14 protein-coding genes are annotated in these 19,242 nt (G+C 45.9%); 7 read left to right on the top strand and 7 right to left on the bottom strand.

Annotated elements, in window-relative coordinates:
- The first annotated feature begins 109 nt into the window (after nt 1-109).
- The gene (locus tag R7Z77_RS11350) at nt 110-871 is read left to right on the top strand and encodes a DeoR/GlpR family DNA-binding transcription regulator (protein WP_318136664.1); all 762 of its coding nucleotides are present in this window, start codon (nt 110-112) and stop codon (nt 869-871) included.
- Nucleotides 872-981: 110 nt separating this feature from the next.
- Nucleotides 982-2,814, top strand: a complete 1,833-nt coding sequence (gene glmS / locus R7Z77_RS11345; protein WP_033906046.1) for a glutamine--fructose-6-phosphate transaminase (isomerizing) — start codon at nt 982-984, stop codon at nt 2,812-2,814.
- A gap of 82 nt (nt 2,815-2,896) precedes the next feature.
- Here the strand turns inward: glmS and R7Z77_RS11340 are convergent, their stop codons facing one another.
- The gene (locus R7Z77_RS11340; protein ID WP_005379703.1) at nt 2,897-3,979 is read right to left on the bottom strand and encodes a glycerol dehydrogenase; all 1,083 of its coding nucleotides are present in this window, start codon (nt 3,977-3,979) and stop codon (nt 2,897-2,899) included.
- Between the two features lie 353 nt (nt 3,980-4,332).
- Between R7Z77_RS11340 and dhaK the strand changes: the two genes are divergently transcribed.
- Genes dhaK through ptsP form a run of 3 tightly spaced genes read left to right on the top strand, consistent with a single transcriptional unit; the run spans nt 4,333 to nt 8,443 of the window.
- Nucleotides 4,333-5,391: a dihydroxyacetone kinase subunit DhaK gene (dhaK, locus tag R7Z77_RS11335; protein ID WP_047101950.1), complete on the top strand. Its 1,059-nt coding sequence runs from the start codon at nt 4,333-4,335 to the stop codon at nt 5,389-5,391.
- Between the two features lie 15 nt (nt 5,392-5,406).
- Nucleotides 5,407-6,042, top strand: a complete 636-nt coding sequence (dhaL, locus tag R7Z77_RS11330) for a dihydroxyacetone kinase subunit DhaL (RefSeq protein WP_053304323.1) — start codon at nt 5,407-5,409, stop codon at nt 6,040-6,042.
- Between the two features lies 1 nt (nt 6,043).
- Nucleotides 6,044-8,443 carry a phosphoenolpyruvate--protein phosphotransferase gene (gene ptsP / locus R7Z77_RS11325; RefSeq protein WP_205390705.1) on the top strand — a complete coding sequence of 800 codons (2,400 nt, stop codon included), beginning with the start codon at nt 6,044-6,046 and terminating at the stop codon, nt 8,441-8,443.
- An 80-nt stretch (nt 8,444-8,523) separates the two neighbouring features.
- Here the strand turns inward: ptsP and dhaR are convergent, their stop codons facing one another.
- From dhaR to R7Z77_RS11300, 5 genes are all read right to left on the bottom strand, one after another.
- Entirely contained in the window at nt 8,524-10,449 is a 1,926-nt protein-coding gene (dhaR, locus tag R7Z77_RS11320; protein ID WP_025768380.1) for a dihydroxyacetone kinase operon transcriptional regulator DhaR, read from the bottom strand.
- Between the two features lie 145 nt (nt 10,450-10,594).
- On the bottom strand, nt 10,595-11,125 hold the full coding sequence (locus tag R7Z77_RS11315) for an MltR family transcriptional regulator (RefSeq protein ID WP_005379708.1): 531 nt from the start codon (nt 11,123-11,125) through the stop codon (nt 10,595-10,597).
- A gap of 86 nt (nt 11,126-11,211) precedes the next feature.
- Nucleotides 11,212-12,360 carry a mannitol-1-phosphate 5-dehydrogenase gene (locus R7Z77_RS11310; RefSeq protein WP_149192008.1) on the bottom strand — a complete coding sequence of 383 codons (1,149 nt, stop codon included), beginning with the start codon at nt 12,358-12,360 and terminating at the stop codon, nt 11,212-11,214.
- Nucleotides 12,361-12,471: 111 nt separating this feature from the next.
- Nucleotides 12,472-14,424 (bottom strand): PTS mannitol transporter subunit IICBA, encoded by a 1,953-nt coding sequence (locus R7Z77_RS11305; protein WP_318136663.1) that lies wholly within the window; start codon nt 14,422-14,424, stop codon nt 12,472-12,474.
- A gap of 595 nt (nt 14,425-15,019) precedes the next feature.
- Nucleotides 15,020-16,783: a lysophospholipid acyltransferase family protein gene (locus R7Z77_RS11300; RefSeq protein ID WP_064377418.1), complete on the bottom strand. Its 1,764-nt coding sequence runs from the start codon at nt 16,781-16,783 to the stop codon at nt 15,020-15,022.
- A 233-nt stretch (nt 16,784-17,016) separates the two neighbouring features.
- Between R7Z77_RS11300 and R7Z77_RS11295 the strand changes: the two genes are divergently transcribed.
- On the top strand, nt 17,017-17,736 hold the full coding sequence (locus R7Z77_RS11295) for an SIMPL domain-containing protein (protein ID WP_005379714.1): 720 nt from the start codon (nt 17,017-17,019) through the stop codon (nt 17,734-17,736).
- A gap of 223 nt (nt 17,737-17,959) precedes the next feature.
- The gene (locus R7Z77_RS11290; RefSeq protein ID WP_005379716.1) at nt 17,960-18,235 is read left to right on the top strand and encodes a hypothetical protein; all 276 of its coding nucleotides are present in this window, start codon (nt 17,960-17,962) and stop codon (nt 18,233-18,235) included.
- A 94-nt stretch (nt 18,236-18,329) separates the two neighbouring features.
- Here the strand turns inward: R7Z77_RS11290 and R7Z77_RS11285 are convergent, their stop codons facing one another.
- A complete protein-coding gene (locus R7Z77_RS11285; protein WP_054576655.1) occupies nt 18,330-19,133 on the bottom strand; it encodes a MetQ/NlpA family ABC transporter substrate-binding protein in 804 nt (267 codons plus the stop codon).
- Nucleotides 19,134-19,242 lie beyond the last annotated feature (109 nt).

The following is a 19,242-nucleotide window of genomic DNA, read 5'->3' as shown; positions in this document are numbered from 1 at the left end:
GACAAGGTTTTATCGAGAAATATTAATTTTTTGGATCGAAATAAATGGACTTAAAAGTTTCGGTTTGACTATAATAAGTTTCACATCGAAACTTAAAATCAAAACTTAAATGTCGAAACGAAATACTCAATTAAGAAGACACGCCATTTCTAACTTGGTTTCTGAACTAGGAGAAGTCAGCGTTGATGAACTTGCTCAGAAATTCGAAACCTCAGAGGTCACGATTAGAAAGGATTTAGCTTCTTTAGAGAAAAACGGCCAACTTCTACGCCGCTATGGCGGTGCGATTGCTATCCCAAAGGAAGTCATTCACGAAGAATTGGGCGCTAATGTTTCGACTCAAAAGTTAAGCTTAGCAAAAGCAGCAGCATCATTGATTCGCGATCATAATCGCATCGTGATCGACAGTGGCAGCACGACTGCCGCGCTGATTCAACAGTTGAATGATAAACGTGGCTTAGTGGTCATGACCAACTCGTTGCATGTTGCTAACGCTCTTAATGAATTAGAGAGCGAACCGACACTGCTGATGACTGGCGGTACTTGGGATACGCACTCAGAGTCCTTTCAAGGCAAAGTAGCCGAATCTGTATTACGAGCTTACGACTTTGACCAACTATTCATCGGTGCGGATGGCATCGATCTCGAGCGTGGAACCACGACATTTAATGAATTGGTTGGCTTAAGTAAGGTAATGGCAGAAGCGTCACGTGAAGTGATCGTAATGATCGAGTCCGAAAAAATCGGCCGTAAGATCCCAAACTTAGAGCTCGCTTGGCATCAAGTTGATGTGTTGGTGACCGATGCAGATATCCAAGCAGAGCATAAAGTACAGATTGAACAACATGGCGTGAAAGTCATTTGCGCCTAATAATGTAATCAGTTTCATATTTCACTTCCCTCTGGATAAAGGCCTTTGCTTGCTGCCTCTATTTGAAATCATGGCTAGGGAAGGACAAAACTACAAACGGAGATAAACACATGTGTGGAATCGTAGGTGCAGTAGCACAACGAGATGTTGCAGAAATTTTGGTTGAAGGTCTACGCCGCTTAGAGTACCGCGGTTACGACTCTGCTGGCGTTGCGGTTGTTGATGGCGAATCAAACCTAACGCGCGTTCGTCGCTTGGGTAAAGTACAAGAATTGGCTGATGCAGTAGAAGAAGCAAAAGTGATCGGCGGAACTGGTATTGCGCACACTCGTTGGGCGACGCACGGTGAACCTTCTGAAATCAATGCTCACCCACACATGTCTGGTGATATCGCAGTGGTCCATAACGGCATCATCGAAAACCATGAAGAGCTGCGTGAGCTGCTTCAATCTCGTGGCTACGTGTTTGAATCGCAAACGGACACAGAAGTTATCGCACACATGGTTGAGTGGGAACTTCGTACTTCAGAAACGCTATTAGAAGCGGTACAAAAAACAGCAAAACAACTTGAAGGCGCATACGGCACGGTAGCGTTGGATCGCAAAGACCCATCTCGCATCGTAGTAGCACGTTCAGGCAGCCCGATCGTGATCGGTTTTGGTGTAGGTGAAAACTTCCTAGCGTCTGACCAACTTGCATTACTTAACGTTACGCGCCGTTTCATGTACCTAGAAGAAGGGGACGTAGCAGAAATTACTCGCCGTGAAGTCACTGTGTTTGATGCAACGGGTGAGCCAGTTGAGCGTGAAATTGTTGAATCTAACGCAGAGCATGATGCAGGTGATAAAGGCCAATACCGTCACTTCATGCAAAAAGAAATCTATGAGCAACCTAAAGCGTTGATCAACACAATGGAAGGTCGTATCACGGCAGACTCTGTTGTGACAGACGCGATCGGTGTGCACGCGGCAGACATTCTAAGCAAAGTAGAACACGTACAAATCGTCGCGTGTGGTACGTCTTACAACGCAGGTATGACAGCGCGTTACTGGTTTGAAGACATTGCTGGCGTTAGCTGTGATGTAGAAATCGCGTCTGAGTTCCGTTACCGCAAGTTTGTGACTCGTCCAAACAGCCTTCTTATTACGTTGTCTCAGTCTGGTGAAACTGCAGATACGTTAGCAGCACTTCGTCTTGCGAAAGAGAAAGGTTATATGGCGGCGATGACCATTTGTAACGTAGCAGGCTCTTCTCTGGTTCGTGAATCAGATTTTGCATTCATGACTCGCGCTGGCGTCGAAATCGGCGTGGCTTCAACCAAAGCGTTCACGACTCAGCTTTCTGCACTACTTATGCTGGTAACAGCACTAGGTAAAGAGCAAGGCCGCATCAGCAAAGAGAAAGAAAAAGAGATTGTTGAAGCGCTGCATGCACTTCCTAAGCAAATCAACGCGGCACTTTCTTTCGAGAAAGAAATTGAAGCACTAGCAACGGATTTTGCAGACAAGCACCACACATTGTTCCTAGGCCGTGGCGAGTTCTACCCAATCGCGATGGAAGCGTCTCTAAAACTGAAAGAGATCTCTTACATCCACGCAGAAGCGTACGCGGCGGGTGAACTAAAACACGGTCCTCTTGCGCTGATTGATGCTGACATGCCTGTTGTTGTGGTTGCACCAAGCAACGACCTACTTGAAAAGCTAAAATCAAACGTTGAGGAAGTACGTGCGCGTGGCGGTCTTCTGTATGTATTCGCAGATGCAGACGCAGGCTTCGAAGGCGATGAAACAATGAAGATCATCACGATGCCTCACGTTAGTGAAATCACGGCGGCGATCTACTACACCATCCCAATGCAATTGCTGTCTTACTACGTAGCACTGATCAAAGGTACGGACGTAGACCAACCACGTAACCTGGCGAAAGCGGTAACGGTTGAGTAATTACGCTTAACAGCAAAAATCCAAGCGGCACATGCGAGAGTATGTGCCGCTTTTTTATTTAAGCCCACTTTAAGGGGGTGAGTTATTGACCCAACTGGTGAGCGGTTAGAATTGCAGAGTAGACATTTTCTGCCGTCACTGGGAATGGCATATTGTGGATGGTTTCTCCCTCGGCCGTTGAGGCTTCGGCGACCTCGCGCAACTTAGCGTGGTTAAGCTCTTTAACGCCCATATCAAATAAGTTGGTTGGTAGACCTACAGAGCGGCAGAATGCAAGAACCGTATTAATCTCTTCCATCGCTGCGTTTTCTAGTACCAGCTGAACTAGTGTGCCGAACGCGACTTTCTCACCATGATAGAGATGATGACACTCTTCAAGCTTAGTTAGGCCGTTATGAATAGCGTGAGCACCCGCTAGACCACTGCTTTCAAAACCGATACCGCTTAGGTATGTATTGGCTTCAATAATGTTTTCTACCGCTTTGGTGCTCACACCATTTTCTACCGCAGCTTTTGCTTTTACACCATCTTCAAGCAAGGTTTCATAGCAAAGTTTCGCAAGCGCTTGTGCTGAACGCGTCGCTAACCCACCAGCCATTGTTGCCTTACCAGAAGTCATGTTGGCACGAGCTTCAAAGTAGGTGGAAAGCGCGTCGCCCATCCCCGATACAAGTAAGCGAACAGGGGCTTTGGCGATGACTGACGTATCCATGATGACCATGTCTGGGTTTTTAGGGATCATCAAATATTCTGCAAATTCACCTTCAGGTGTGTATATCACCGCAAGCGCTGAGGTTGGTGCATCTGTCGAGGCAATCGTAGGAACCACCACGACAGGAATTTTTGTGTAAAACGCAACAGCCTTTGCTGTATCTAACGTTTTACCACCACCAATACCGACAATGACATCGTGTTTCTGAGTGGCACAAATGTCCGTGATGCGTTCAATCTCAACGCGCGAACATTCGCCACCAAAAATGTTCATAGTGAGTGGAAGCTTTTCGTCAGCAAAGCTTTGTTTGACGTCATCACCAACCAGGTTAGTCACGAACTCATCGGCAATTACTAACGGACGTTCACCTAATGTTTTCACATAGTGAGCGATAGATGTAAGTACTTGTTCACCTTGGACGTATTTGCTTGGGCTGATAATAATTTTGTCCATAATTCAAACCTTTAACCTTTTTTATGTGTGTTTTGGACTGCAATGAATATCCATTGTAGGGATAAGGTTTATATTAGGTTTGGTGTGGTAGGTGGTGAAGGATATCTCTGGTTTTGTTCCATGCTTTTATGACCTCTGTGTCAAACCGACTGTCAGAAGTAATAAGCATCAGCATGCTTTATGGCGCCGATCACTATTCAAGCGAATCTGTCGTTTTTCGTTTCATATTGAAACGAAAATACCGAAGTCGTTGTTTCAATATGAAACAGATTGATTTTTGTTGAGCACGTTTTTTCTCTGTTTAAGATGAATTCATACCCTACATAAAAATATAAATGGAATGAGATAGAACGATGAAAAAGTTAATTAACCAAGTCGATGATGTTGTATTGCAGCAAATGGAAGGCCTAGCATTGTCCCGCCCTGAGCTAAAAGCGAACTACGAACCTCGTTACATGTGGCATGAGGAAACGCCGGGGCAAGTGGCACTGGTTTCTGGTGGTGGCTGTGGTCATGAACCTTTGCACGCAGGTTTTATTGGTAAAGGCATGCTGACAGGCGCCTGCCCAGGAGAGGTATTTACTTCACCTACGCCTGATCAAATGTACGAATGTGGCAACCAAGTGAATACCGGTGAGGGCGTGCTGTTTATCATTAAAAACTACACCGGTGATGTGTTGAACTTTGAAACGGCTGTGGAGCTGCTTCATACCGATGGTATCAAAGTTGGGTCGGTGTTGGTGGATGACGATGTTGCAGTCAAAGACAGCCTATACACCGCTGGTCGCCGTGGCGTTGCTGGAACGGTATTGGTTGAAAAGTTAGTTGGGGCTGCCGCGAGCAAAGGTTATTCGTTGGAGCAATGTGAAGCGCTGGCTCGTCGCGTGAATAATCACTGTCGTTCATTTGGCGTGGCGCTTAATGCTTGTGTTGTACCCGCAGCAGGTAAACCATCTTTTGTTCTGGAAGATGATGAAGTGGAGTTTGGTGTTGGTATCCATGGTGAACCAGGTATCAAGCGAGTGAAATACACCGACGCCGATACGTTAGTGGATGAGATGTTTGCTGAAGTTGCTGAAAACACGCCTTATCAGCGCACATTGCGTATTTGGAATCGTGACGAAGGTGAATGGGATGAAGTGGAATCCAGCATTGAGCCTTTCGCCGCTGAGCACGACTACATCGTGATGGTGAATGGTATGGGTGGTACGCCAACTTCAGAGCTTTACGGAGTGTACCGCCGTCTTGCTCATAACTGCGAGCAAGCGGGGTTCCGTATCGTGCGGAATATGGTCGGTAACTTCTGTACGTCACTCGATATGGAAGGCGTTTCGATTACGTTTCTGAAGGCAGACAAAGAGATGTTGGAGCTGTTTGATGCTCCTGTCGATACGGCCGCGATCAAGTGGTAAGAGGGGGGAGCAAACATGCAAATTGAAAAACAACATATCGTTCACTGGCTAGAGTTATGTGCAAAAACGTATCAAGAGAATCAAGATTTTCTGACCGACCTTGATCGTGATATTGGTGACGCAGACCACGGTCTCAATATGAACCGTGGCTTTAAAAAAGTTGCTGAAAAACTGCCGCAATTTGCGGACCAAAATATCGGCAGCATTCTCAAGAATACGGGCATGACCTTACTTTCTAGTGTTGGTGGGGCAAGTGGTCCGCTGTATGGCACGCTGTTTATTCGCACGGCTGCCGCTGTCGGAACTCGAGAGCAATTAACATTTGAAGAGTTAGTGGATGCACTAAAAAGCGGTGTGGATGGCGTAGTGTCTCGTGGTAAAGCGGAACTGGGTGATAAAACCATGTGTGATGTTTGGTTACCCGTTTTAGTTAGCGTGAAGGCGTCGTTAGAAAATGGCATGAGCGCCGATCACTTACTGAATGAAATGGTTGAGCTAGCAGAAACGAGCGCGGTTGCCACGATTGAAATGTTGGCGAAAAAAGGGCGAGCAAGCTATTTAGGTGAACGTAGTATTGGCCATCAAGACCCCGGTGCAACCTCTTCTCTGTTAATGATTAAAGCACTACAGCAGGCAATAGCAGGTAATTAAGATGGTGGGAATTGTAGTTGTATCTCATAGTCGTCGACTTGCAGAAGGGGTGGCAGAACTTGCCACCCAAATGACGCAAGGCAAAGCCAAGCTTGCGATTGCTGCTGGGATTGATGATCCAGAGAACCCGATCGGAACCGATGCCATTGCCGTGATGGAAGCGATTGAGCAGGTACAAGATCAACAAGGGGTTGTTGTGTTGATGGATCTTGGCAGCGCGTTGCTTAGCACGGAAATGGCTCTGGATCTGGTTGATGATCATGTGAGGGAAAATGTCACCCTTATCTCGGCACCTATTGTTGAAGGGACCATGGCGGCGTCGGTGGCTGCTGCTGCCGGGCTACCTTTATCGACGGTAGTCGAAGAGGCACAGAATGCGTTAAGCGTAAAACGAGAGCATCTTGGTGATCAGCCACTAACATCCGCTGAGATAGCGCCAGTATCAGAGAACTTTGAGCAAGAACGGACATTTGATTGGGTAGTGCAAAATCCGCATGGATTACATGCTCGTCCCGCTGCGGCCATTGTTGGTGCACTCGCGCCTTTCGACTGCCAATTATGGTTGAAAAAAGGCGAGCGCCGTGTGAACGCGAAAAGCTTGAACAGCATTGCGAAACTTGGCGTTCGTAGTCAAGAGACGATCACCTTATGCGCACTTGGACCTCAATCCAGTGAAGCAATCAAGGCATTTGAAGCCTTAGCTAGTGAGCACTTCGGAGAAAAAGAGGCGGTTGAGCAAGGCATTATCGAACCTGAAGAAAGCTCGGATACTCTGCTCGATGGCATGACCTCAAATCAGATTGAAGGTGCTGTTGTTGGTATTAGAGTCAATGACGGTATCGCTACTGCTCCTGCTGTCCTTTTTACTCATGAAATGCCAGCAGTGCCTGAACGTGATTTCCAAAGTGAACAAGATGAAATTGAACGGGTTAAGCGTGCGATAGGCGTGGTTGTTCAACATTTGCAGGAGCAAGCGAAGCAGCCGAAAGGGGAAATATTTTCCGCTCATAGCATGATGCTCAGTGACCCAGAATTATGGGCATCGGTCGAGTCGCGAATTCAAACGGGCATGATAGCCGAGCAAGCTTGGGTAGAATCACTGCAAACGTTGGCCAAAGAGTTTCGCCAGGCAGAAAGTCAGTACATGCGGGAACGCGAAGCAGATGTGCATGATATAGCACGCCAAGTTATGGTCGAAATGACAGGCGTAACGCCTAATGCCATCGACATTCAGGAACCGAGTATTTTGTTGGCCCGTGACCTTATGCCTTCTGATGTGGCCGGGCTTGATAAATCTAAAGTGCTTGGTATCTGTTTGAGTGAAGGAGGAAAAACCTCTCACAGTGCGATTCTTGCTCGTGCGATGGGGATTCCTGCCATCGTTAAAGCTCAGGGTTGTCTTGATGCTGTGCGTGCTGGGCAAGTGGTGACTATTGATGGCTTTCGAGGGCATTTATGGTTCTCTCCTTCAGATGCCATACAACAGGAATTAGAAGCGCAACAAATTGAGTGGCAAAGCACCCGACAAAGTGCATTAGCGAGTGCTCAGCAAGCCGCAGTCACCTGTGATGGTGTCCATATTCCAGTATTCGCCAATATTGGTGGACCGAAAGATATTGATGATGCACTAACATCAGGAGCTGAGGGCATTGGTCTATTTCGGACTGAGTTTCTATTTCAAAACAGTGATGAGTTGCCAACTGAGGAAGCGCAATATCAAGTCTATCGTGATATTGCCGCCGCACTTGGTGATAAGCCACTTACGATTAGAAGTTTAGATGTTGGCGGTGACAAGCCTTTAGCCGCTTATCCTATGCCATCGGAAGATAATCCATTTTTAGGTTTGAGAGGGGTGCGGTTGTGCCTTCAACATGAGTCATTGTTTACCGCCCAACTTCGAGCCATTCTGAGAGCCTTTCACGAGCAACCGAATATTCAATTGATGATACCGATGGTGGCCCAGGTTGAAGAAGTGAGAAAAGTAAAAGCGCTGTTGGCACATCAAGCAAACCAACTTGGCTTGGATGCGACTCATTTACCTGTCGGTATTATGATTGAAGTACCAGCCGCGGTGTTGAATGCTGATGCGTTAGCACAAGAAGTCGACTTTTTCTCTATCGGCACCAATGATTTGACTCAATATGTTATGGCCGCCGATCGAGGTAACGCCGCTGTTGCTGAATTGGTGAACTACTTTGAACCATCGGTACTAAAAGCCATTGAGCTCACGTGTGCAGCAGGCGATCGCGCGGGCATACCGGTTAGTATGTGTGGTGAGATGGCTAGCGATCCAAATGCCACAGAAACATTGCTTCGCGTGGGGTTGCGAAAATTCAGCGCCAGTTCGAGTATGCTCCCGGGACTAAAAGCGCAGATTCGTCAGTTGTCTGTCGATGTTTAATCGATACCTTATCGTTAGTACATCTGTACCGGCGTGCTTACGCCGGTTTTACTTTTGTTATAGGAACGCCAATTCACGACTTAATACAGCTTCATTTGCTCCTGCAGCCCAAACTTATTAATTTTTCTCCATAAGGTCGTGCGGCCAATTTGCAATGCTTTCGCCATATCATGCATTTTGCCATCACACTGATTCCAAGCCTGAACGATAGCTCTTCTCTCGGCTTCTTCTAACGTGATTACTGGCGTATTTTCTGCGGTATGGCGAGAATTCAGTTTAATGTCTTCAGGAATATCGTTCAGCTTGATTAAGTTGGAACTGCGGTTCAGCAAAATTCGCTCAGTTCGGTTTCTTAATTCAGAGTTGTTGCCTGACCAACGAAAATTCATCAACGCTTCCAGTGCGACTGGCTCTATCGAGATCGTCACATTGTGGCGGCGTTCATAATGGCTGATAAGCTGCTGGACGAGAAATTCAATGTCTTCTTTACGCTTTCGTAGTGGCGGAATATGCAGCTCGTTCGAGGAGATTTCATAATAAAGTTGCCGACCAAATGAGCGCTGAGTGACATACTCGCTGATCTCTGAAGCGGTGCTCGTAATAAGTTGAAAGTCTACGGGGATCAATCGCAAACTGTCGCTGCGGCTGACGAGCCCAGTTTTTAACAACTTAAGTAACACGGCTTGTAAATCGGGCGACAGATATTCCACCTTCTCTAAAAAGAGCGTACCGCCATGGGCGAGTTCAAACTTAGAAGGCATGCCTTGCCCTTCGTCGTAGCCTAGGGTTTCTTTGACCAGTTGCTCTGTATTGATGGAGCGGCAGTTGAGCGTAATGAACGGCCCTTCTTTGTAGGTGCTTTCGTTATGAATCGCCATGGCGAGAGTGGCTTTTCCTACACCTTCTTCACCCGTAATTAGAATCGGTGATTTGGACTTTATGGCCCGTTTTGCCACGGTAATGACATGCTTCATTTTTCGTGAAATGACGGGCAAAGTGCTGAACGTATAGCGCGCACTGCCACCTATTTGTTGTTGAGCAAGTTCGCGAATTTTATCGATAGGGTGCAAGAACAATAAGTGTGTGCCGTCGTTGAGTGGACGCAAGGTGATGATCGCCTCAACAAACTCGCCACGAACCTCTACCGTTGTGAGTTTACGGTTTATGCTCGCACCTGACTCAATACTAGTAAGGACATTCGGTGGGAAGCGCAAAACAGAAAAGACTTCTTTATCCAAGACCTGACTGGCTTCAATGTTTAACAAGCGCTCGGACTGGTGATTTACCATGGTTATACGGCTTTCTTCATCCCAGGCCAGAAGGCCGTCATCCATGCATTCTAACGTTGCGTTGTGCGCACAAGTAAGGCGGTTCATGTTTTCTTGTTCCGACTGAATGTGGATTTGCAAGCTGACTTCTTTCGCGCTCGACGCGATGATGACTAAGTCTTCTTTCTTATAGCTTTCCGCTTTTCTGAAAAGGCATGTTGTACCGCGTAATTTGCCAAATTGGTCGAAAACAGGCGCCGCTACAGAGGCATAAGAGTGCAAGTGGCGATTGAAATGTTCGGCAGCAAAAACTTCACACGGGATATGAGTGTTGATACAGAGATTGACTGCATTTGTGCCTATCTTTCCTTCGGAGAGAAAACAGCCTTGTTTTATGCCGAGCGCTTGCATCTCTTGTCGCATAGAGTCGTGCCCGACGGTGGAGAGAATACAGCCGTTGCCATCGGTTACCATCAATACCAGGTCTTCGTCACCAAGCATATCGTACGTATCTTCAAGTACGGTCGTGGCGCATTCGATGAGATGTTCGTTGCGCTTCATTAGAGATGAGAAGGTAAATCCAGAGGCAATATGTGGTTTTGACCAGGTGTAAGGGCTGCATTGCTTTATGCAACGCTCCCACGACTCGAGGACGGGAGTGCGGGAAAATTCTGGAGATACCCAGTGGTGTTTCTGGAAAAACTCCCACTTAGTTTTAGTGTCTTCGATTGAAAGCATGCGATACCGTTTCAATACTAGCGATAGATTGGTCTGATGTTACAGAGACATCGGAATATGGACTGTGATGGCTTTCACGCACGTTGTATAGAAGAATGTGCAAAAAGAGGGGCGAGTTGAGGAGGCTTCCGTGCCAGTTTTTCGATTAAAAAGGGCTGTCTTTGCCGAGCTCATTGCAAATCTCGACAATGGCAAGTGAGAGCCCTGACTTAATGATTTGTTGTTGACGTTGCAGTTGTAGCTGATAAAACTCAAGGTCGATGTCGTCATCTGGTTCGCTGACTTCCAGTTGTACCATGCCCATTTTCTTCACCAAGTGCAGTTTCTTAATTGGTTCTAGAATATTCGGGTCAGTGAATTCGTAATCTGAAGCGTCACTATTGAGTTGGTTTTTGAGTTTGATGATGTCTTCGATGTCGTGGTAAATGTCATCGGGGAGCACTCCCAAGCCAAACAATAACTTCAAACGAACAGACAGATCGCCCAGCGGTCCAGAGTCTTGTAGCAGCGGACCGACAACCGATTGAACAGCGAAGTTATCTTTACGAAAGATTCTTTGCACTAACCCGTCGATCGAATCGTTAAAAACGTCGACTGCTGCAATGAAAAAGCCTCGTACCGATGGTGCGCTGTTTAATCGCTCAATGATCTCGGTTTCGTTGATGTTATCTGCCATATACTGAATACATTTCTAATTATTAGCTATCCCAACTCTTCAAGCAGAGAAGGACATAGAAGGGGAGCCGAGCTCCCCTAGGTAAATCAAAGTTGGTTGTAAAGTGTCTCGATTTGAGCCACTTCATCGCTGTCTTCTGCAAGACCTGTGTATGTCGCTAGCGTCTTCTTCACTCCCACTTCTTTTAATGAGTTTTGTAGCTCTACGGCTTGTGGGTCAGTGTCGTTAGTGTACTTCAACGCAGCGGCAATGCCTTTCAAAAGTGTTTGATTTTCAGTGCCATACTCAATTGTACCGAGTAAAGGCTTCACTAATCTATCGTTTGCACCCAATTTTCGAATTGGTTGACGACCTACGCGATCCACCTCATCCACTAAGTATGGGTTGGCAAAGCGTCCTAAAATCTTCTCGATGTAGGCGTTGTGCATGTCACGGTCGAAGCCGTAACGTTTGATCAGCACTTCACCACTCTCTTGCATCGCCTGTTTTACTTCAGCGTGAATGCTTGGGTCTTCAATTGCTTCACGAATGGTGTGATGGCCTTTCAAGCAACCTAGGTAAGCGGTAATGCAGTGGCCTGTATTGAGAGTGAATAGCTTGCGTTCTACGAATGCCATTAGGTTGTTGGTTCTTTCCATGCCAGCTATGTCAGGGATTTCGCCCTTGAATTGCTGCTCATCCACAATCCATTCGCTAAAGCTCTCTACCGTCACTTCTAGTGGGTCATCGTTCGCTGCTTCTGCTGGTGGCACGATGCGGTCTACCGCTGAATCGACAAAGCCAACCAATTCGTCTGCTTTCGCGTGCAATGATTCATCCAAGTGTTTGTACACTTCACCTTTTAGGTGTGTGGTGCCACGAACCATGTTTTCACACGCGATGATGTTCAATGGCTTATCGTTACCTGCTGCAAAGCGCTTAGCAATGCCGGTAGCGATGGTTTTTGCAATGATGTCCAGTACGTTAGGGCCAACCGCTGTTGTGACCAAGTCAGTTTTTACAATGCGGTCAATGACATCTTCACTGGCTGAGTTTACCGCGGTGACGTGAGTTACTGTGTCGATTTGGCACTCAGTACCGACCACTTTTACTTTGTATTCTTGCTTGTGACTCAGTTGGTCGACGAGTGGAGCGTCAACGTCTGCAAATGTGACCTCGACTTCTGCATCTGCTAAGAGTTTTCCGATGAAGCCACGACCAATGTTACCTGCGCCAAAATGAACTGCGTTTTTCATAATTCTTACCTACCAATGTCTAAAATGTTGACTTACGAAACTAGGGGGAGGCCAACCGCATAGGGGGTGACAGCTGACCTCATTTGCCTCAGGAGCAAATTAAAGGGGTAATTAAGCCGCTTGTTGACCGCCAAGGATGTTTAGAATCTCTTCCACATCGTTGGTGCTGGTTAGCTTCTCAATTGCCTCCGGCTCATCGAGCGCGTTCGTAATGGTGGTAATCACCTGGATGTGCTCATCGTTCTTAGCGGCAATGCCGATAACCAGTTTCGCTACATCATCGTCGTCTTCAGTAAATTGGATACCCGATGGGTATTGGCAGATTACAATGCCGGTTTTCTTCACGCGGTCTTTCGCTTCTACCGTGCCGTGAGGCACTGCGATAGATTCGCCTAGGTAAGTTGGAACCAATGCTTCACGCTCAAACATCGCGTCTACGTATTCTGGTTCTGCGTAGCCAAGTTCGACCAACTTGTTGCCCGCGAAGCGAATCGCTTCTTCTTTGTTGGCAGCTTTCAAACCTAGGTGAATGTTTTCACGCTGGATTTGGAACACCGACGTTTGCTGTGGCTCGAAGTTGTCGTCGTTTGCTGCCACGAGCGAAACTTTTACCATTTGGTCGTCATTGGCTGCGGATTGGTTTTGCGCTGCTAGTAGTTTGGTGACTAGCTGGTTGTACATCTCGCTGTCTAGGAAGTTAGTCAATGAAATGTGGTGTGCGTTTGGAGCATGCTTACGTGCACGATCCGTTAAGTCTTTATGAGTAATCACGATATCTGCACTCTCTGGTAAGCTGTTAATGGCAAGGTTGGTTACGTGGATTTTCAGACCTGCGTCTTGAACCTTTTTGCGTAGCATGCTCGCGCCCATTGCACTCGAGCCCATGCCCGCATCACAAGCGACAATGATGCTTTGTACTGTCGCTAGGTCTACGTCACCTTTGCTTTGGCTGTTTACCACCGCATCGTTTTTAGATGCAGATTTCATGTCTTTCATTTGTGATGTTGCTTTTTCTAGTGCTGCTTCATCACCGTCTTCTTCTGTGGACGTTTGTGTCTTCATTAGTAGTGCTGCTACGGCGAATGACACACCTGTTGCTGCTGCGATAGACGCTAGAACACCAACGATTGAGCCTTTCTGAGTCATCAACAAGATTGCAAAGATTGAACCTGGTGATGCTGGAGAAACGATACCTGCGTTAAAGATAGTTAGAACGAATACGCCAGTCATACCACCTGCGATAGCCGCAAGGATTAGGCGAGGGTTCATTAGGATGTATGGGAAGTAAATCTCGTGGATACCGCCGAAGAAGTGGATGATTGATGCACCACCTGCCGTTTGACGAGCCGTACCTTTACCAAACACCATGTAAGCTAGCAGGATACCTAGACCAGGACCTGGGTTTGCTTCGATTAGGAAGAAGATCGATTGACCTGTTTCAGACGCTTGTTGGATACCCAGTGGAGAGAAAATACCGTGGTTGATCGCATTGTTTAGGAACAGGATCTTCGCAGGTTCAACGAAGATTGAAGTCAGTGGTAGTAGGTGAGCAGAAACTAGGAAGTTAACGCCAGCCGCCAAGCCACCAGAAAGAATTTTTACGAATGGACCGATAAAGATGAAAGCAAGGATCGCACATAGCATGCCGATGATGCCCGCAGAGAAGTTGTTAACCAACATCTCGAAGCCACTTTTTACTTTACCATCGATGTAGTTATCGAATTTCTTGATAGCCCAGCCGCCCATTGGGCCGACCATCATTGCACCCATAAACATTGGGATGTCTGTGCCGACAATCACACCCATTGTTGTGATTGCACCGACTACCGCACCACGATCGCCACCAACTAATTTACCACCGGTGTAACCGATAAGTAGTGGCAGCAAGTAGGTAATCATTGGGCCAACCATAGAGGCTAACGTTTCGTTTGGTAGCCATCCAGTTGGGATAAATAGAGCAGTGATAAAGCCCCACGCGATAAACGCGCCGATGTTTGGCATTACCATGTTTGACAGAAAACGACCAAAATTTTGTATCTTGATCTTGGCATCTGGTGATATCATAACAATTCCCCGTTCGATGTTCTGATGAATCTTGTTGTAGTAAACGGTTCGCCAAAACCGTTTGTTTGATTGCTTAGTACCCAATCAATTTACCACACATTTTCCAATTGGAACTGACAACGGGTTTTTTGTGATCTACGCCCGCATTTCTTAGGCTGAGAAACGGTTTTTAAGTGACCAAGTTCAACTTATTAACTTGTAACTTAATAACAAAAAGCCACTTTCAAATCTGTCAATAAAAATCTTAGTGATCAATCCGATCTTCTGGCAAATTTAAAATTAAAATACCTTGTGACTTTGATCACTTTTAATTTTTTTTGAAATTCGAATTAAATACTTGTGATGATCAATGTCACGTTTTGTGTTGAGTTGTGGTGAATTTAAAGTGTGACTTGGATCTGTTTTTGTTTTTTGTGAAAGTTTGTGACGGAATTGGCGAGATAAATGCTATCTAGATCTTTCGATAGATTGTATCTACAAGAGTCTTTTCGGCGCACTTCACGGAGCACGCCTAATTAGTTAATGAAAGGGTAAATAAAGAGAGTCGCCACACGGTTCTTCTTGTGATTCCCAACTCTCTATTTAATCACTGTTCTTAATCATCGTTGCTATTAGTATGATAGACGAGGTAGTCATGAGCTTGCTCGCGTCCCATATACCTTGCCAACGTCTTTTCTTGAACATCGCGCAAATCCACCATAATCAATCCATCTAGAGCGTTATTGAATGCAGGGTCGATGTTGAAGCATACCAGCTTGCCATTGAGGCTTAAGTACTGACGCAGCAAAACGGGCACTCCTTTCCCTTCATCGATTCTGGCAATGACACGTGACAATAGCTGTAAATCACCCAGAGCGGTGAGCATGCTGGTATTCCAGTCACGGTGGTGCTCAGGAAGTGGGTTAGAAGGCGTGACGTATTCTGCACAGTTGTTGTCGTAGTGGTGCAGTGTCATTGATTGAGCCAGTAATTGACGTGCAGTATCGCTATAATCGTTGCTAATGCTTACCGGACCAAATAGGTGAGTGTAATCAGGATTTTGATGAACGAAGGTTGCGATGCCTTTCCACAGCAACAGTAGCGCGCTCATGCTCTTCTGATATTGCTGTGCAATCACTGAGCGCCCCATTTCGATGGATTTACCCATTTGGTCTATAAAGCGTTGGTCATAGTTAAACAACGTTCGTGAATACAGACCTGCTACGCCGCGCTTTTCAATCAGTTGATCAACTAGACCTAAACGATACGCGCCCACCAAGCATTGGTTTTCTCTGTCCCACACAAACAGATGCAGGTAATCATGATCGAAATGGTCAATGTCTATTGCTAGTCCTGTCCCTTCGCCAACCTGTCGAAAATTGAGCTCACGTAGGCGACCAATTTCATGCAGTAGGGAAGGGATGTTCTGCGACTCCGTGCAGTAAACATCGAACTCACCACTTGTTAGCAGCTTGGACTCTTTTGGTAAGTTGTTCAGCTCTTCAAGCAATTCGCCTACGGGTAACCCTGCCGCTATTGGAGAGAGCATTTCTGATGAAGAAGAAGGCTTCACTGAATGGGTTTCACGATTGAGCAAGTAAGTGTTGAGCCGCAAATAGTTCACCACTTGATCATCGTTAAGTGTGTTGATCTCTTTGAATTTGATCACTTGGCCAAAAGATAAATCAATGGTTTGCGCATGTTTGTTTAGCAACTCTCGACCAAGCAGTAGGGTACGCAAAAGTGGATGGATTTTCCCTGCCATATAGAAGCGTTTCGAGTTCTGACCACTGATGAACACTGGAACTGTTGTTGCTTTGTTTTTTCGGATTAGGCTGCTTACGCTTCGACTCCACGCTTTGTCTTCCAAGCGTTGCTGTTTGGCATCGACTAACTGGGAAACCTCGCCGGCAGGAAAGACAAGCAATAAGCCGCCACTTGCGAGGTGTTTATTGGCCGCTCTCAGGGCTTTCATATTCGATTTGACGGCGTCTTTGCCTTCAAATACATCGACACCAATGAAGAGCTGATCTAACTCCGGCACGGTTTTCAGGTATTGATTGGCTAGGATTTGGATATCGTCTCTGACCATCAACAGTAATTCAGCCAAGATCACGCCTTCCACACAACCAAGCGGATGGTTCGCCACAATGACGGTAGCACCTTGTTTGGGAACTGAATCGAGTGAACCATGAGCAATACGATAGTCGATACCTAAGACATCCAGCGTGAAGCGGAGAAAAGTTTTGGTATCGGCATTAACGGGGCGTTGGGCGTAGAACTTATCAAGTTGGTTTAAACCGGTTGCCCATTCAGCAACGTTTTCACCAATGCCAAACGGCGTTTTACGTGGGAGACGAAAAGGGGTCGAACTATCCATATTTACCTCAGCGTACAAGTTGCTGATTGGATAGTAGAAATTACAGATGACAATTCAGAGGCAAAAGCATGAGCCTTTGGTGACAAACCAATGAAGCTTTATTGACTAAAGAAAACGGTATATCACTGTGCTATGAATCAAAACTCGCGTTATGTCTCCCTCTTAAAACAAGAGATAGGCTATCTTATCTAGAACAAAGATTAAGCTAAGTTGATATTTATCAGGGGGAAATAATGGAACGAGTTTCCAATAAAGCAGCACTTTGGATTGGGCTAAGTTTGATACTTGGTCTTGGCATACTTGGCTATTTTATGCAGCAGACGGCGGTGAAATACCGAGCCTATGAAAGAGTCGTGACAGTAAAAGGTTTGTCGGAGCGTGAGTATCCTGCTGATACGGTGATTTGGCCGATTCAATTTACTCTAGCGAGTAATGATATGGGAGCCATGTTTGATGAAATTGACCAGCAAACCCGTTTGATTTTGGACTTTCTAAGTGCCAAAGGGCTTCCTGAAACCAGCGTTTCCCTTTCTTCCCCAGCGGTCATTGACAGAAAAGCACAGCAATATGGGAGCGAGCAAGACATTGAGTATCGTTATTTGGCCTCGCGAACCGTTACGGTTTATAGCCAGAGTGTTGATGTTGTTCGAGCGGCAATCAATGAAATAGGTGAGCTAGGAAAGCAAGGCGTTTTGCTTAACCAAGATCCTTATGCAAATCGTGTTGAGTACAGCTTTACTAAGCTGAATGATGTGAAGCCAGACATGATCGAAGAAGCGACTAAGAATGCGCGTGAAGTGGCTGAGAAATTTGCGAAAGACTCACAGAGTTCACTGGGTAAGATCAAACGTGCAACTCAAGGGCAGTTCTCGATTTATGACCGAGACAGCAACACGCCTTACATTAAGAAAGTACGAGTGGTATCGACGGTTCAATATTACTTATCTGATTAAAGTTGCGCTCATATAGTCAATAGTTGGTCGTTCCATCACCTTCTATTTGTAGAGGTATCTATGCTCTGTGATAGGGAAATCAGTCTTCGCTGACGCTATATACAAGTACTTTTTTATAAAACTAAGTTCTTAACAGTGATGAGGTGAGTTTGATAATAATCAAGCTCACTTGTTTCTTATGAGCGTAAGTTAGTATGACTTATTGCTAGAAGGAATTAGTATCATGGCATACAAGCACTTTGTTAGAGAACTACTGGGTTTAGCGATTGTTGTCTCTGTCGTCTTTGGCGTATTAGGCGTGATGTTAGAGCTCTTCGCACTGACGGCACTTTGGGAGCATCAGCAAACGATAGCCGATGTTTTCTTCCATGAATCTCTCTACTTCATCGTATTTTTAATCCCACCATACTTCCTCTGGAAGTTGATTAACCGTCCTGAATTGGTTTCTGCTGACCAAGCTTATTTGGCAATGAAGTTAGAGGCTGAAAGTCGACAATGAGTCGATTTAGTGAGTAATGAAAAGAAGAGGCTATGAGAAAACATTAGCCTCTTTTCTATCTGATTCGTGGGCAAAGTATTCGCTGCTTTATTGATTAAAAAGCTGCTTCGATTGTGCCTTTGAAAGTGCGATCGAGATAATCACGAATCGCTTGAGATTGATAAATAGAAACGAACTTTTTATACGCTTCATTATTTTTGTCTGCGTCACGAGTGGCGATGACCATGACTGCTAATGGGGCGTCTTTTGCTTCAAGATAGATACTTTGTTTCTTCGGATCTAAACCAGAAGACATTACGTAGTTCATTGTAATCGCAGCCGCGTCCACATCATCTAATGTTCTTGGTAGCTGAGCGGCATCTACCTCGACAAATTCAAATGATTTTGCGTTTTTTGTGATATCAGTTAGGGCGGCTTTATGGCCAACACCCTGTTTCAGCTCAATTAAACCTGCATCGGCGAGTAGCAACAGACCACGGCCACCGTTGGTAGGGTCATTTGGAAGCGCTATACGTGCATTGTTTGGAAGCTCTTGCAGTGAGCGATACTTATTGGAATAAAGCCCCATACGCATAAGAATGGACTGACCAATTGATACTAATTGGGCGTTATGGCTACTGTTGAAGTTGTCTAAAAATGGCTGGTGCTGATAGCTATTAATATCGATGCTACCATCGCTAAGAGCGGCATTAGGTGTCACGTAGTCAGAAAACTCAATGACTTCGACATTCAAACCTTGCTTTGCTGCCTCCTTCGCTACCGCCTCGACTACTTGTGCATGTGGTCCAACTGTCGCGCCCACTTTAATGACAGAGTCATCTTTTTCTCCACAAGCGCTTAAGCCGACTACTGCCGTGAGAATCAAAGCTAGTTTCTTTAAGTGACCAATATTTTTCATTGTAGCTCCATTTTTTTAGACGTCTATACGTTTATATGTCCATCCTATCAGAAGTTGTCTGAGGGTCAATGGTTTAAATCACGAGCAGACATTTTGTTTCTATTGCTCG

This window comes from Vibrio sp. 1401 (genome assembly GCF_033340295.1).
This window is presented reverse-complemented; position numbering and strand designations above follow the sequence as displayed.

Bases quoted from the DNA above. Each gene is read 5' to 3' on its own strand.
- R7Z77_RS11350 (WP_318136664.1), top strand. From the start codon at position 110: ATGTCGAAACGAAATACTCAATTAAGAAGACACGCCATTTCTAACTTG.
- glmS (WP_033906046.1), top strand. From the start codon at position 982: ATGTGTGGAATCGTAGGTGCAGTAGCACAACGAGATGTTGCAGAAATT.
- R7Z77_RS11340 (WP_005379703.1), bottom strand. From the start codon at position 3,979: ATGGACAAAATTATTATCAGCCCAAGCAAATACGTCCAAGGTGAACAA.
- dhaK (WP_047101950.1), top strand. From the start codon at position 4,333: ATGAAAAAGTTAATTAACCAAGTCGATGATGTTGTATTGCAGCAAATG.
- dhaL (WP_053304323.1), top strand. From the start codon at position 5,407: ATGCAAATTGAAAAACAACATATCGTTCACTGGCTAGAGTTATGTGCA.
- ptsP (WP_205390705.1), top strand. From the start codon at position 6,044: ATGGTGGGAATTGTAGTTGTATCTCATAGTCGTCGACTTGCAGAAGGG.
- dhaR (WP_025768380.1), bottom strand. From the start codon at position 10,449: ATGCTTTCAATCGAAGACACTAAAACTAAGTGGGAGTTTTTCCAGAAA.
- R7Z77_RS11315 (WP_005379708.1), bottom strand. From the start codon at position 11,125: ATGGCAGATAACATCAACGAAACCGAGATCATTGAGCGATTAAACAGC.
- R7Z77_RS11310 (WP_149192008.1), bottom strand. From the start codon at position 12,360: ATGAAAAACGCAGTTCATTTTGGCGCAGGTAACATTGGTCGTGGCTTC.
- R7Z77_RS11305 (WP_318136663.1), bottom strand. From the start codon at position 14,424: ATGATATCACCAGATGCCAAGATCAAGATACAAAATTTTGGTCGTTTT.
- R7Z77_RS11300 (WP_064377418.1), bottom strand. From the start codon at position 16,783: ATGGATAGTTCGACCCCTTTTCGTCTCCCACGTAAAACGCCGTTTGGC.
- R7Z77_RS11295 (WP_005379714.1), top strand. From the start codon at position 17,017: ATGGAACGAGTTTCCAATAAAGCAGCACTTTGGATTGGGCTAAGTTTG.
- R7Z77_RS11290 (WP_005379716.1), top strand. From the start codon at position 17,960: ATGGCATACAAGCACTTTGTTAGAGAACTACTGGGTTTAGCGATTGTT.
- R7Z77_RS11285 (WP_054576655.1), bottom strand. From the start codon at position 19,133: ATGAAAAATATTGGTCACTTAAAGAAACTAGCTTTGATTCTCACGGCA.